The sequence below is a fragment of the Massilia forsythiae genome (assembly GCF_012849555.1).
GTDB lineage: Bacteria > Pseudomonadota > Gammaproteobacteria > Burkholderiales > Burkholderiaceae_D > Telluria > Telluria forsythiae.
On record NZ_CP051685.1, the window covers coordinates 971,134 to 984,427 of the forward strand.

The 13,294-nt window shown below is 64.6% G+C and carries 13 protein-coding genes; 2 read left to right on the plus strand and 11 right to left on the minus strand.

Annotated elements, in window-relative coordinates; translation table 11 throughout:
• Nucleotides 1-5: 5 nt before the first annotated feature.
• From purH to tyrS, 7 genes are all read right to left on the minus strand, one after another.
• Entirely contained in the window at nt 6-1,604 is a 1,599-nt protein-coding gene (gene purH, locus HH212_RS04170) for a bifunctional phosphoribosylaminoimidazolecarboxamide formyltransferase/IMP cyclohydrolase (RefSeq protein WP_169434225.1), read from the minus strand.
• 99 nt (nt 1,605-1,703) lie between these two features.
• The gene (locus HH212_RS04175; RefSeq protein ID WP_056447956.1) at nt 1,704-1,937 is read right to left on the minus strand and encodes a helix-turn-helix domain-containing protein; all 234 of its coding nucleotides are present in this window, start codon (nt 1,935-1,937) and stop codon (nt 1,704-1,706) included.
• A gap of 275 nt (nt 1,938-2,212) precedes the next feature.
• Nucleotides 2,213-3,238, minus strand: coding sequence for a tRNA dihydrouridine synthase DusB (dusB, locus tag HH212_RS04180; protein ID WP_169434226.1), 1,026 nt, complete (start codon nt 3,236-3,238; stop codon nt 2,213-2,215).
• Nucleotides 3,239-3,431: 193 nt separating this feature from the next.
• Entirely contained in the window at nt 3,432-4,109 is a 678-nt protein-coding gene (locus HH212_RS04185; protein ID WP_169434227.1) for a histidine phosphatase family protein, read from the minus strand.
• A 110-nt stretch (nt 4,110-4,219) separates the two neighbouring features.
• Nucleotides 4,220-4,888 carry a YbhB/YbcL family Raf kinase inhibitor-like protein gene (locus tag HH212_RS04190; protein ID WP_169434228.1) on the minus strand — a complete coding sequence of 223 codons (669 nt, stop codon included), beginning with the start codon at nt 4,886-4,888 and terminating at the stop codon, nt 4,220-4,222.
• Nucleotides 4,889-4,951: 63 nt separating this feature from the next.
• Nucleotides 4,952-5,410: a D-aminoacyl-tRNA deacylase gene (gene dtd, locus HH212_RS04195; protein WP_169434229.1), complete on the minus strand. Its 459-nt coding sequence runs from the start codon at nt 5,408-5,410 to the stop codon at nt 4,952-4,954.
• Nucleotides 5,407-6,687, minus strand: a complete 1,281-nt coding sequence (gene tyrS / locus HH212_RS04200) for a tyrosine--tRNA ligase (RefSeq protein WP_169434230.1) — start codon at nt 6,685-6,687, stop codon at nt 5,407-5,409. The genes dtd and tyrS overlap by 4 nt, the downstream gene beginning before the upstream one ends.
• A 168-nt stretch (nt 6,688-6,855) precedes the next feature.
• On the opposite strand from tyrS, the gene HH212_RS04205 reads away from it, so the two are divergent.
• Both HH212_RS04205 and HH212_RS04210 read left to right on the plus strand, forming a co-directional pair.
• On the plus strand, nt 6,856-8,217 hold the full coding sequence (locus HH212_RS04205) for a M23 family metallopeptidase (RefSeq protein ID WP_169434231.1): 1,362 nt from the start codon (nt 6,856-6,858) through the stop codon (nt 8,215-8,217).
• A 102-nt stretch (nt 8,218-8,319) separates the two neighbouring features.
• Nucleotides 8,320-9,423: an anhydro-N-acetylmuramic acid kinase gene (locus tag HH212_RS04210; protein ID WP_169434232.1), complete on the plus strand. Its 1,104-nt coding sequence runs from the start codon at nt 8,320-8,322 to the stop codon at nt 9,421-9,423.
• A 56-nt stretch (nt 9,424-9,479) separates the two neighbouring features.
• Here HH212_RS04210 and HH212_RS04215 read toward each other — a convergent pair whose 3' ends face one another.
• From HH212_RS04215 to argC, 4 genes are all read right to left on the minus strand, one after another.
• Nucleotides 9,480-10,952, minus strand: a complete 1,473-nt coding sequence (locus HH212_RS04215; protein ID WP_169434233.1) for a family 8 glycosyl hydrolase — start codon at nt 10,950-10,952, stop codon at nt 9,480-9,482.
• Nucleotides 10,953-11,077: 125 nt separating this feature from the next.
• Complete coding sequence (erpA, locus tag HH212_RS04220) at nt 11,078-11,455, minus strand: iron-sulfur cluster insertion protein ErpA (protein WP_169434234.1); 378 nt, start codon at nt 11,453-11,455, stop codon at nt 11,078-11,080.
• A gap of 54 nt (nt 11,456-11,509) precedes the next feature.
• A complete protein-coding gene (locus tag HH212_RS04225) occupies nt 11,510-11,926 on the minus strand; it encodes a bactofilin family protein (protein ID WP_170205261.1) in 417 nt (138 codons plus the stop codon).
• 108 nt (nt 11,927-12,034) lie between these two features.
• The gene (argC, locus tag HH212_RS04230) at nt 12,035-13,072 is read right to left on the minus strand and encodes an N-acetyl-gamma-glutamyl-phosphate reductase (protein ID WP_169434235.1); all 1,038 of its coding nucleotides are present in this window, start codon (nt 13,070-13,072) and stop codon (nt 12,035-12,037) included.
• Nucleotides 13,073-13,294 lie beyond the last annotated feature (222 nt).

The following is a 13,294-nucleotide window of genomic DNA, read 5'->3' on the forward strand; positions in this document are numbered from 1 at the left end:
CGCGATCAGTGGCGGAAGTGGCGCGTACCAGTGTACAGCATCACCACACCGCGTTCGTCGGCAGCGTCGATCACTTCCTGGTCGCGCATCGAGCCGCCCGGATGAATGACGCAGGTGGCGCCGGCGTCGACCACCACATCGAGGCCGTCGCGGAACGGGAAGAAGGCATCCGACGCCACCGCCGAGCCGACCAGCGACAGGCCGGCATTCTGCGCCTTGATCGAGGCGATGCGCGCGGAATCGATGCGGCTCATCTGGCCGGCGCCCACGCCCAGCGTCATGCCGCCGGCGCAGAACACGATCGCGTTCGATTTCACGAACTTGGCCACGCGCCAGGCGAACATCAAATCCTGCAATTGCTGCTGGGTCGGCTGCTGTTTGGTGACCACGCGCAGGTCGCCCAAGCCGATGTTTTTCGCATCCGGCGATTGCACCAGCAGGCCGCCGCCGACGCGCTTGACGTCGAACGGGTTCTGGCCATCACCCAGAGCAATTTCCAGCAGGCGCACGTTCTGCTTGGCCGCCATGGTCTGCAATGCTTCCGGCGTGAAGGCCGGGGCGATCACGACTTCCACGAACAGCTTGGCGATCGCTTCCGCGGCGCGGCCGTCGACCGGCACGTTGAAGGCGATGATGCCGCCGAAGGCCGAGGTCGGATCGGTCTTCAGGGCGCGTCCGTAGGCGTCCAGCGCATCGGCGCCGATCGCCACGCCGCACGGATTGGCGTGCTTGATGATCACGCAGCCGGCCGGCTGCTCGAAGCCGCCGAGCGACTTGACGCATTCCCAGGCGGCGTCGGCATCGGCGATGTTGTTGTACGACAGTTCCTTGCCCTGCAGTTGGCGGTAATTCGCCAGGCTGCCGGCGGCCGGGGCCAGGTCGCGGTAGAAGGCGGCGCTCTGGTGCGGGTTCTCGCCGTAGCGCATGTCCTGCACTTTTTCGAAGTGCAGGTTCAGCGTTTGCGGGTAGGCGGCGCGGGTGGCGTGCTGCTTGTCTTCGCCCAGGCTGGTAAGATAGTTGGTGATCGCGCTGTCGTACTGGGCGGTGTGGGCGAATACCTTCTTGGCCAGGCGGAACCTGGTGTCGTAGCCGACCGTGCCGTCCACGGCGTCCGGGCTGGTACCGGCGCCCTTCATCTCGGCCAGCACCGGACCGTAGTCGGCCGGATCGACGATGACGACCACGTCGCGGTGGTTCTTGGCCGCCGAACGCAGCATGGTGGGGCCGCCGATGTCGATATTCTCGATCGCTTCGTCCAGCGAGCACTGTTCCTTGGCCACGGTCTGCTGGAACGGATACAAATTGACCACCACCATGTCGATCTGCGGAATGCCGTGTTCTTCCAGCTTGGCCACGTGCTCCGGCAGGTCGCGGCGCGCCAGGATGCCGCCGTGGACCTTCGGGTGCAGGGTCTTCACGCGGCCGTCGAGCATTTCCGGGAAGCCGGTGTAGTCGGCGACTTCGGTCACGGCGACGCCATTGTCCTGCAGCATCTTGGCGGTGCCGCCGGTGGACAGGATGTTCACGCCGAACGCAGCCAGTGCACGCGCGAAATCGAGCACGCCGGTCTTGTCGGAAACGGAGATGAGAGCTTGTTTGATCATGGGAGTGGCCTGTTGATGAAAATGGGTGAGCAGTACGTGCGCGGCCGGGACCGGTCCGGCGCACGCCTGCAGCACGCCGCGGCCCCTCCTGCCGGCGGCTTAGAGCAGCCCGTGCTCCTGGAGTTTCTTGCGCAAGGTGTTGCGGTTGATGCCCAGCATCTGGGCCGCGTGCGACTGGTTGCCTTCCGCACGTGTCATCACCACTTGCAGGATCGGTTTCTCGACGGTCAAGAGCATCATGTCGTAGATGTTCGACGGTTTTTGCTCGCCCAGGTCGTTGAAATAGTCTTCGAGGCTTTTTTGGACGACTTCCTGAATACTCTCTTTACTCATATCCCCTACTTCTTGTGGTGGTGGGTTTGTGGGCCTACTGCGCGTCGAATTTTTGTCCTGCGATGCTCGCCGTACATGAGTACGGCTGCGCTTCTCGGACAAAACTTCTTCCGCTCGCTACGGCCCACAAACCCACTGTTACGCTGCTTGTTAACATCCTCAATCGCGCGCTGCTTGAATGGTTGCGTCTCCAACTACCATAGCTGCGCTTGCGCTGGCTTCGCGGTGCTTTGGCCCTGCCGGGACTTGCTTGTTTTTCTTGTTTTCTGGTGCTGCTATGCGGCGATGGCGGTCTCGGCTTCGGGCGCGGGCCGGTATTGTAACCGTTCGCCATGGCAGTGTTGCGATTTAAAGAATTCATCGACCGACGCCAGTTGATCGGCGGTGGATTCGAGCAGGTTCATGCGCTGGCGGAATGCCTCGCCGCCGGGCAGATCCTGCACGTACCAGCCGATGTGCTTGCGCGCCGTGCGCACGCCCAGGTATTCGCCATAGAAGGCGTAGTGGGCCGGCAGGTGTTCGTTCATCAATGCGCGCACTTCCTCGACCAGCGGCGCCGGCAAGTGTTCACCGGTGCGCAGGTAATGGTCGATCTCGCGGCAGATCCAGGGACGGCCCTGGGCGGCGCGGCCGACCATGACGGCGTCGGCACCGGTGTGGTCGAGCACGAATTTCGCCTTTTCGGGGGTCGTGATGTCGCCGTTGGCCACCACCGGAATCGCCACCGCCGCCTTGACCGCCTTGATGGTGTCGTACTCGGCCTCGCCCTTGTAGCCGTCGGCGCGGGTGCGGCCGTGCAGGGTCAGCATGGCGATGCCGGCCTGCTCGGCCATGCGCGCGATGACGAGGGCATTCTTGTTCTGGCGGTCCCAGCCGGTGCGGAACTTCAGCGTGACCGGCACGTCGACCGCGTTCACCACGGCCTCCAGGATGCGCTGCACCAGGTCTTCGTGCTGCAGCAGGGCCGAGCCGCACCAGTTGTTGCACACCTTCTTGACCGGGCAGCCCATGTTGATGTCGATGATCTGGGCGCCGCGCTCGACGTTGAAGCGGGCGCAATCGGCCAGGTCCTGCGGGTCGGCGCCGGCGATCTGCACCGCCTTCGGCTCCATCTCGCCTTCGTGGTCGGTGCGGCGCGCGCTCTTTTCGCTGGCCCACAGGCGCGGGTTCGACGCCGCCATCTCGGACACCGCGTAGCCGGCGCCGAGCTGCTTGCACAACTGGCGGAACGGACGGTCGGTCACCCCCGCCATCGGGGCGACGAAGACATTATTGCGCAGCGTATATTGACCAATTTGCACGGCAGGAAATCATGGGTGGCGACGGGAACGCGCTATTCTACCCGAAGCCCTGCTTAAATTAGCGGCAGGTTTTGTCATAAATTGTTGCAGGGCCGATCAGCAAATGCCATCGTCCGCCAGCCTGCCTGCGGTTATTGCCAGCCTGCCAAGATAGCGAACATTCAAGCTTGAGCGTCAGCCCGACGGTGCGGGTTCAGGACAATTCGTCGATCAGCGCCGGCCGCAGGTGCGCCACCTCGCCCCAGCTCTGCAGGCGCAGGCTGCCGCCGCGCACCGTAAACCGGTTGATACTGGCGTTGAACACCTTGAAGTCGCGCGGCGTCGCCAACGGCAGGCCCTGTGCCATACGGTAGGCGCATTCCAGGACGCCGCCATGCGCCACCAACACCAAGGTCTTGCCCGGATGCAGGGCTGCCAGCGCCAGGATGGCGCCGGTGGCGCGCTCGTAGAAGGCGCGGAAGGTCTCGCCGTGCCTGGTGCCCGCCGCCGTCACGGCATCCGGCACCGCGGCGTCGATTTCGCGCGCCTGCCAGGCCGCGAATTCGTGCGGATAGCGCTCGCCGATCTGTGCATACAGCAAGCCTTCGAAGCCGCCGTAATTGCGCTCGCGCAGGCCGGGGTCTTCGAGCAACGGCATGGCGCGCGCCGCGGCGATGGCGCCGGCGGTCTGGCGCGCGCGCATCAGGTCGCTCGACACGAGTACGTCGATGGTTTCGCCGGCCAGCGCCGCGGCCAGCAGCGCGGCCTGGCGCTCGCCCTCGGCGTTCAGCGGGATGTCGATGTGCCCCTGCAGGCGGCGCTCGGCATTCCACGCGGTTTCGCCGTGCCGGATCAGGAGGATGGTAACGTCGGCGGCGTCGGCGCCGGTCATGGATGATGTGAAGTCTGCGTCGATTGTCTGTGTCACGGATGTCGTCATGAGGTTCGCCGGCCCGAACCCCGGGGCGAGCATGGTTTGATCATGGTTGCGCCAGCCGGCCGTCAATCCCTGGGCAGGTTGGCGGCGACGGCGGGATTCAGCGAATACACGCCGAAGATGCTGGCTTCGTCGAGGATGTGCCCGGTGATCGCCAGGCGCGCCTCGGTGCCGGTAAATCGTCCGTCCAGCGGCAGGCGCGGGATGTCGAGCGCATACAGGGTGAACACGTAGGTGTGCACGCGCTCGTCGTTCCAGGGCGGACACGGGCCGTCGTAGCCATAGTACTCGCCGGCCATGTCCGGGTCGCTGGCGAACCAGCCGGTATAGTCGTTGATCCCGTGGCGCAGCTGGTGCTCGGTGCCGTTCTTGATCGTGAACGGCACCGGCGGCCCGCTCTTGCCGCCGGGCGTGACCATGTCGGAAAACATGCCTTCGCCGAAGGACTTCAGGCAGACCGGGATGTCGACCAGCGACCAGTGATAGAAATCGGTGCGCGGCAAGGCGTTCGGGACGACCTGCCCTTTGCGGTTGACGCGGCTGCCCTCGGTCGGCACGTCGAGGTCGCGGCACAGCAGCACCAGCGATTGCGTGCCGGCCGGGACCTCGTCCCAGGCCAGGTGCGGGCTGCGGTTGCTCGACAGCCTGGCGTGGCTGGCGGGATCGATCTCGGCGAACGCGCAGCGCGCCGGAATCATGCTGCCTTCGGTAAAGGAGTCGCTCCAGATGTTCATCGTTGTCCCCTCATGAGGCCTGCTGGTATTGACCCCGCCGGCGCGATGCTGGTTTCAGGTATTTCAGCCCGATGTCTTGGGTGGATCAATCCGCAGCCAGAAGGTGACCGGACCGTCGTTGGTCAGCGCCACCTGCATGTCGGCGCCGAAGCGGCCGGTCTCGACCGTGCCATGACGTTGGCGCGCTTCCTGTACGAAATAATCGAACAGGCGGCGCCCGTCCGCCGGCGCAGCCGCCGGCGAGAACGACGGACGCGTGCCGGAGCGGGTGTCTGCCGCCAGCGTGAACTGCGGCACCAGCAGCAGGCCGCCGTCGACGTCGGCCAGGCTGCGGTTCATCTTGCCGGCGTCGTCGGCAAACACGCGGTAGCCGAGCAGCTTGGCCAGCAGGGCGTCGGCCTCGCGCTCGGTGTCGCCCTTTTCGGCGCACACCAGCACCAGCAGGCCGCGCCCGATGGCGCCGACCGCGGCGCCGTCGACCGTCACGCTGGCGGCGCCGACCCGTTGCAGCAGGCCGATCATGCGCCGGCGTACAGGGTCACGCGCGCGAACTTGCGCTTGCCGACCTGCAGCACGAAGGTGCCGGCCTCGACCTGCAAGGCCTTGTCGGACACGACGGCACCGTCGATGCGCACCCCGCCCTGGTCGACCATGCGCATGGCTTCCGAGCTGGAGGCGCACAGGCCGGTCGCGCGCAGCAGCTGTGCCAGGCCCAGCGGCGCGCCCGGCACGGTGATCTCGACGATGTCTTCCGGAATGCCGCCCTTGGCGCGGTTGACGAAGTCGGCCAGCGCATCCTCGGCCGCCTGCTGCGAGTGGAAACGTGCCACGATTTCCTGGGCCAGCGCCACCTTGGCGTCGCGCGGGTTCCTACCGCCCTCGACCTCGGCGCGCAGCGCGGCCAGGTCTTGCAGCGAGCGGAACGACAGCAGCTCGTAGTACTTCCACATCATCACGTCCGAGATGCTCATCAGCTTGCCGAACATGGTGTTGGCCGGCTCGGTAATGCCGATGTAGTTGTTCTTGGACTTCGACATCTTGTCGACGCCGTCCAGGCCTTCCAGCAGCGGCATCGTCAGGATGCACTGCGGCTCTTGCCCATAATCTTTTTGCAGTTCCCTGCCGACCAGCAAATTGAATTTTTGGTCCGTTCCACCCAGCTCAAGGTCCGCTTTCAAAGCGACGGAATCATAGCCTTGCATCAGCGGATAAAGGAACTCATGCACCGAGATCGGTGTCCCACTCTTGTAGCGCTTGGTGAAGTCGTCGCGCTCCATCATGCGCGCCACGGTATAGCGCGAGGCCAGCTGGATCATGCCGCGCGCGCCGAGCGGGTCGCACCATTCCGAGTTGTAGCGGATTTCGGTGCGCGCCGCGTCGAGCACCAGCGAAGCCTGCTTGAAATAAGTCATTGCGTTGGCTTCCACCTGCTCGCGGGTCAGCGGCGGGCGCGTGACGTTGCGGCCCGACGGGTCGCCGATCATCGAGGTGAAATCGCCGATCAGGAAAATCACCTGGTGGCCCAGGTCCTGCAGCTGGCGCAGCTTGTTCAGCACTACCGTGTGGCCGAGGTGCAGGTCCGGCGCGGTCGGGTCCAGGCCCAGCTTGATGCGCAGCGGCTTGCCGCTCTGTTCCGAGCGCGCCAGCTTCTGGGCGAATTCGCTTTCGATCAGCAATTCGTCGACGCCGCGCTTGGTAATGGCGAGTGCTTCCTGGACGGCGTCGCTCAAGGGCAATACCTGTGCACCGGAAACGGAAGTTGTACTTTTCGCATTACCAGATTGTTCTGGGGAAGTCATAAAATATTTGTAGGAGTTTGGCTAAAACGGTTGTAGGAACGAGTATTAGGCTATAATTCGCGATCCCATCAATCTTGCTGCCTGAAAAGTTTCAACGACAACAAGAAGCAAAACAATAATTAAAGCGCTGTGTCTTGGCTAATCAAGCGGTAAATTTTAACTGATTGCATGAACCCAATACAGAAAATCACCGGCAAGCGCTGGTTCGGCCTGGCTGACACGAGCCGCAAAACCCGCATCGTGGCCGGCGGCGCCGCCGCCCTGACCCTGTGCGCCTTCGGCGCCACCGCGGTCGCCCCGATCGCCGACCTGGCCGACACCCCGGCCAAGTCGATCGCCCAGGACCTGCAGCTGCCGAACCTGTCCGACCAGATCGCTGCCCTGCAACAGGAACAGCAGCAATTCATCCACGAAGAGCGCATCCGCGCCGGCGATTCCCTCGGCACCGTCTTCACCCGCCTCGGCATTGAGGACCAGCAGGCCCAAGCGTTCGTGCGCAGCGACAAGCTGGCGCGCAACATCCTGAGCCTCAAGACCGGCAAGCGCATCCAGGCCGAGACCGATGAGAACGGCCTGCTGCTGACCCTGCGCGCCACCATCGGCGACAAGGACAATGTCAAGACCGTCACCGTCATGCGCAAGGGCGAAAAATTCGTCTCGAACCAGGCCGCGGCCCAGCTCGAGCGCCGCGTCGAAATGCGTTCGCGCGAGATCAGCAACGGTTCGCTGTATTCCGCTACCGACGCCAACGTCGACGGCGGCGGCCAGATGCCCGATTCGGTGGTCAACCAGATCATCGAGATGTTCTCGAACAACATCGACTTCCGCGGCGACCTCAAGCGCGGCGACCGTTTTAATGTTGTCTACGAAACCTTCTGGCTGGACGGCGAGATGGTCCGCACCGGCCGCATCCTGGCGGGCGAATTCATCAACCGCGGCGTGGCCTATCAATCGGTCTGGTACGAAGATCCGGTCACCAAGCAGGGCGGTTACTACAGCCTGGACGGCAAGTCGCTGAAAAAAGGCTTCCTCAAGTCGCCGGTGGCGTTCAACCGCATCTCGTCGGGCTTCTCGATGCGCATGCACCCGGTGTTCGGCGTGTGGAAGCAGCACAAGGGCGTCGACATGGCGGCCCCGACCGGGACCCCGATCCGCGCCTCGGGCGACGGCACCGTCGATTTCGTCGGCGCCTCGAACGGCTACGGCAACATGGTGGTCCTGAACCACTGGTCCAACTACAGCACCGCCTACGGCCACATGAGCCGCTTCGCCAGCAACCTGCGCCGCGGCCAGAAGGTGGCGCAGGGCGACGTGATCGGCTACGTCGGCTCGACCGGCTGGGCCACAGGCCCGCACCTGCACTACGAATTCCGCGTCGGCGGCCAGGCCACCGATCCGCTGGCGATGAAGAACATTACCCCGCAACCGCTGAACAACAGCGAAATGTCGCGCTTCAAGGTCGCGGCCGCCGACATGTCGCACCGCTTCTCGCTGCTGACCCCGGCCGGCAACGCAATGGCGGCGCGCTGATCCGATAGTTCTTAAAGCCGGTCCGGCACCGAGCGAACGCCTTGCACCGCATGACCATGCGCTGCAAGGCGTTTTGTTTTTAACCGATACGAAAGCACGACGATGGCGGCTTCTTCCCTCTACATCGGCCTGATGTCCGGCACCAGCATGGATGGCGTCGATGGCGTGCTGGCCGATTTTTCCGGACGCGGCATGCGCACCCTGGAATCGGCCTTCACGCCCTTCCCGCCCGCGCTGCGCGCCCAGCTGATGGCGCTGCAGGCGCCCGGCAACAACGAAATCGAGCGTGAAGCCCTGGCCGCCAATGTCCTGGCGCGCTGCTACGCCGAGTGCGTCAAGGCGCTGCTGGCGCGCTCTCCCGGTCCGGTGCGCGCGGTCGCCGTGCATGGCCAGACCATCCGCCACCGGCCCGAGCTCGGCTTCACGCACCAGGCCAACAACCCGGCATTGCTGGCGGAACTGGCCGGCATCGACGTGATCGCCGACTTCCGCAGCCGCGACGTCGCCGCCGGCGGCCAGGGCGCGCCGCTGGTGCCGGCCTTCCACCAGGCCCGCTTCGGCAAGGAAGGTGCTTTGCGCGTGCTGGTCAACATCGGCGGCATCGGCAACATCAGCGTGCTGCACGGCGACGGCCGCGTGGGCGGCTACGATACCGGTCCGGGCAACGCCCTGATGGACTTGTGGATCGCGCGCCACCGCGGCCAGCCCTACGATGCCGATGGCGCCTGGGCCGCCAGCGGCCGGGTCGATGCGCAGTTGCTGGACATCTTGCTGGACGAAGCCTATTTCGCACAGCCGGCGCCCAAGAGCACCGGGCGCGACCTGTTTCACGAGCAGTGGCTGGATGCCAAGCTGGCGCGCCGCCCGGGCTTGTCTCCGGTCGACGTGCAGGCCACGTTGACGCGCCTGACGGCGGTGTCGATCGCGCGCGCGATCCGGCTGGAAACCAGGGAGCAGACGGCGCAGGCGGTGTACGTGTGCGGCGGCGGCGCCTACAACGGCGCGCTGCTGCGCGAGCTGGCGGCGGCGCTCGGCGGCGCTACGCCGGTCGAATCCACGGACAAGCTGGGCGTGGCGCCGAACCGGGTCGAGGCGCTCGCCTTTGCCTGGCTGGGGCACCAGTTCATGCGGCGGCGGCCGGGCAACTTGCCGGCCGTGACCGGCGCGGCCGGTCCACGCGTGCTGGGGGCCTTGTACCCGGCCTGAGCGCCAACCGTCGAATCCACCGGGCAACGTGCGCGCCGTCGGCGTGCGCAGCGTCGTCAGCGCCTTGTGCCGCCCGGATCGGGCCGGTCGATGATGCGGAACTCGCCGCCGAGGTGCATCATGCTCATCAAATACAGCATGCCGTCGAAATAGCGCTGCTCGCCGGCCGGCACCGGCGTTTCCCACAAGGCTTTCAAGAAAGCGTCCGGCACCGGCCCCGGCGTGGCCGCCAGCGCGCCGACCGCCGCCGCGGCCAGCATGCCGGTCGAGTGCCGGTTCGACAGCGGCTTGCCGTCCAGCGTGTAGCGGTCGGCAAAGCGGTCGATGCCCTGCCCGTACAGGAATCCCTGGATGCGGTCGCTGAGCGTCCGCTGGCGTCCATCCTTGCCCCACCAGCCCTGGTCCATCGACCAGTTGCTGACGGTGCGCCAGCTGTCGTAGCCGAAGGCACCGGGGCTGCCGTCCCAGCCGGGCAAGGGAACGCCGTCGGCATCGGCGCGGTCGGGTCCGAGGCCGGTGGCACCGTTGGCGGTCTTGACGAAGTAATCGCGGCTGACGGCGGCGGCGCGCGCCCAGAACGCGCGGTCTTCGACCGGTCCCCAGCGCGCCCACAACTCGTAAAAGGCCGGCAAATGGTAGGAGGGGTCGCTGCCCGGCACGTTGGTTTCCGGCACGAAACGCACCATGGCATGGGCTTCGTCGACCATCGGCCCCACCGTGACCGCATGCGGCGCCGGGTCGCGCCGGCGCGGCGGCCAGGGCTTGCCCGCCTTCGCCGCCAACGCCTGTTCGCTGCGGTTGTTCAGGCTCGGCCACGGCGTGGCGGGTTCGACGAACGGCGCGTCTGCCGGATGGATGCGGAACGGCGTGGTGGCGGTGACGACCGGATGGTGGCGCATGCCGCGCAGGATGGCGTCGGCTTCGCGCTGGTAATCGTAGATGCCCTTGCCGTTGCCCCAGCGCCGCGCCGCGAAGTACAGGGCCATCGCATAGTATTCCTCGCCGTCGGGTGCGGCGCTCACCGAACGCGGCGTGCCGTCGGTGTTCATCGACCAGGCGAAGTAGCCGCGTGAGGGGTTGCCCGGGTCGGTGTTCTGCATGTAGGTCTTGGACCAGTTCCACAGCGCGTCGAATTCGCGCTTCTTGCCGAGCTGGACGGCGATCATCATGCCGTAGCTCATGCCTTCGGAACGGGCGTCGTTGTTGGCCCAATCGGTGACGTAGGCCAGCGGCCCGTCGGCGTTGGCGCCGGTCTCGAAATACACGCGCTGTTCCTGCCCGTCGCCATGGAACAATTGCTGGAATGCTTGCTCGATCCTGCGATGGGTCTCGACGGGGCTGACGCCCAGGCGCCCGGCCAGCAGGTTGCGGTGGCTGCGCGTGCGGTAAGCGCCGTTGCCGTCGTCGAGCTCGATAGCTCGCGCAGTGGCGGCCGCGACGCCGGCCGCATTGACATCCTGGGCCAGGGCGGTGAAAGACGACAGGGCAATCGCCGCACTGGCGACGATCGAAAGGGTTTTACCCGGCATGTTCGCTTCCTGACAAGTATTCCGTTCAGTCTACTTGCATGCCTTTTGATTGTCCATTTACCAATAAAAAAGAAAATGGCCGCGCCGGCGATGCCGGGCGGCCATTCAGGCAGAACGACGACAGCTTACATCGAGAACGAGGAACCGCAACCGCAGGTCGAGGTGGCGTTCGGGTTCTTGATGACGAACTGGGCGCCTTCGAGGTCGTCCTTGTAGTCGATCTCGGCGCCGACCAGGTACTGGTAGCTCATCGAATCGATCAGCAATTGGACGCCGTTCTTTTCCATCGTGGTGTCGTCTTCGTTCACGATCTCGTCGAAGGTGAAGCCGTACTGGAAACCGGAGCAGCCGCCGCCCTGCACGAACACGCGCAGCTTGAGGTCGGGATTGCCTTCTTCCTCGATCAGCTGGGCCACCTTTTGCGCGGCGCTGTCCGAGAAGACGATGGGGGACGGCATGGCGTCCTGCTCTTGCGAGCGATGCAATTCGGCGATTGCGGTCATGGATAAGCTCCTGATTGAATGCGGAATTTGTCCATTATAGACGGTTGGCGCCAGTCATGCTGAGGCCCCTGCCTCGGTTACGCCTAAATGAAACACCGGCTCGCTGCCCGCTGCGGCCGAGCTCGGCTGATGGGTCAGCTTGCCGGTCACCAGGGCGCCGCCATGCATTTCCAGCAGGCGGTAATGGACATCTCCATGGATGCGGCCTTTCGGCTGCAATTCAAGCAGTTCGCTGGAAAACACGGTGCCGGCGATGTAGCCGTTGACGACCAGGTTGGCGCAGCGCACCTCGCCTTCGATGCGCGCATGCTCGGACACGATCAGCATGCTCTCGCCGCCATTGCTGGCGATGACGTTGCCGTGCACTTCGCCGTCGATGCGCAGGCCGCCGGTGAACAGCAAGTCCCCCTCGATGCGCGCGGAAATACCGATCAGGCTATCGATTTCGCTTTTAGCGTTACGACCGAACATTGGCAGGCCCCTGTGCAAAGTAAAGGTTGCATGGCAAATGACATGCAACGACCAATTTACCTCGCCGGCAGGCGCCTGCCTTGATCTGGCTCGTGTGGTACAAATGCCTTACGGCAACAGCGCAATTTGCTTCAGGCCGGTGCTTTCCGGGAAGCCAAACATCAGGTTCATGCATTGCACGGCCTGGCCCGACGCGCCTTTGACCAGGTTGTCCTGTACCACCAGGATGACCACGGTGTTGCCATTGTCCGGACGGTGCAGGGCGATGCGCAGCATGTTCGAGCCGCGCGTCGAGCGCGTTTCCGGATGCGCGCCGAACGGCATCACGTCGACGAATTCGGCGTCGCGGTACTGCGCTTCGAACAAGGCCTGCAGGGCTTCGTTGCTGATGTCCTGGTTCAGGCGCGCGTACAGCGTCGCGTGCATGCCGCGGATCATCGGTACCAGGTGCGGCGTGAACAGCAGGCCGACCTGCTGCTCGGTGAAGCGCTGCAATTGCGCAGCGGTTTCCGGCGTGTGGCGGTGGCCGTGCACGCCATAGGCCTTGAAGTTGTCGCTGGATTCCGAAAACAGCGTGCCGATCTCGGCCTTGCGGCCGGCGCCGGACACGCCCGACTTGCAGTCGGCGATCAGGTTGCCGGCGTCGACGATGCCGGCCTTGAGCAGCGGATAAAAGCCCAGCTGCATCGTGGTCGGGTAGCAGCCCGGGTTGGCGATCAGGCGCGCCTTCTGGATCTCTTCGCGGTTCAGTTCCGGCAAGCCGTACGCCGCTTCTTCCAGCAGCTGCGGCGCGGTGTGCGGGATCTTGTACCACTTCTCGAAGGTGGCCTGGTCCTTCAGGCGGAAGTCGGCGGCCAGGTCGATGACCTTGACGCCGGCCGCCAGCAGCTCGGGCGCCTGTGCCATCGCCACGCCGTGCGGGGTGGCGAAGAACACCACGTCGCATTCGGTCAGGTCGGCCTTGTCGGGGCTCGAGAACGCCAGGTCGACGTGGCCGCGCAGCGAAGGGAACATGTCGGCGACCGGCAAGCCGTCTTCCTTGCGCGAGGTGATGGCAGTCAGTTGCACTTCAGGATGGGGCGCCAACAGGCGCAGCAATTCCACACCCGTATAACCGGTGCCGCCAACGATGCCAACTTTGATCATGTTCTTTCCTTGTAAAAAATAAGGGCTCAGCGAGACGAGGCTGCAATTCTAGCAGTTCACCACCATTCGGGGTCAGAGCACAAATTCGGGGTCAGAGCACAAATTAAAGAAATAGCTTTTAGGCAGTTTGAATGCTGTTTTCGCGCAGTCGGAAACTTCATGGACGAGAATCAGCACGCTTATTCAGTCCGCCTGCCGTTATTTTTTCTACCAATCCATTTC

What these genes read in the sequence shown, in the direction of transcription:
- HH212_RS04215 (WP_169434233.1), bottom strand. Translation starts at nt 10,952, where the DNA reads ATGCCGGGTAAAACCCTTTCGATCGTCGCCAGTGCGGCGATTGCCCTG.
- dtd (WP_169434229.1), bottom strand. Translation starts at nt 5,410, where the DNA reads ATGATCGGCCTGCTGCAACGGGTCGGCGCCGCCAGCGTGACGGTCGAC.
- HH212_RS04205 (WP_169434231.1), top strand. Translation starts at nt 6,856, where the DNA reads ATGAACCCAATACAGAAAATCACCGGCAAGCGCTGGTTCGGCCTGGCT.
- purH (WP_169434225.1), bottom strand. Translation starts at nt 1,604, where the DNA reads ATGATCAAACAAGCTCTCATCTCCGTTTCCGACAAGACCGGCGTGCTC.
- argC (WP_169434235.1), bottom strand. Translation starts at nt 13,072, where the DNA reads ATGATCAAAGTTGGCATCGTTGGCGGCACCGGTTATACGGGTGTGGAA.
- HH212_RS04190 (WP_169434228.1), bottom strand. Translation starts at nt 4,888, where the DNA reads ATGAACATCTGGAGCGACTCCTTTACCGAAGGCAGCATGATTCCGGCG.
- HH212_RS04210 (WP_169434232.1), top strand. Translation starts at nt 8,320, where the DNA reads ATGGCGGCTTCTTCCCTCTACATCGGCCTGATGTCCGGCACCAGCATG.
- HH212_RS04225 (WP_170205261.1), bottom strand. Translation starts at nt 11,926, where the DNA reads ATGTTCGGTCGTAACGCTAAAAGCGAAATCGATAGCCTGATCGGTATT.
- tyrS (WP_169434230.1), bottom strand. Translation starts at nt 6,687, where the DNA reads ATGACTTCCCCAGAACAATCTGGTAATGCGAAAAGTACAACTTCCGTT.
- HH212_RS04185 (WP_169434227.1), bottom strand. Translation starts at nt 4,109, where the DNA reads ATGACCGGCGCCGACGCCGCCGACGTTACCATCCTCCTGATCCGGCAC.
- HH212_RS04175 (WP_056447956.1), bottom strand. Translation starts at nt 1,937, where the DNA reads ATGAGTAAAGAGAGTATTCAGGAAGTCGTCCAAAAAAGCCTCGAAGAC.
- erpA (WP_169434234.1), bottom strand. Translation starts at nt 11,455, where the DNA reads ATGACCGCAATCGCCGAATTGCATCGCTCGCAAGAGCAGGACGCCATG.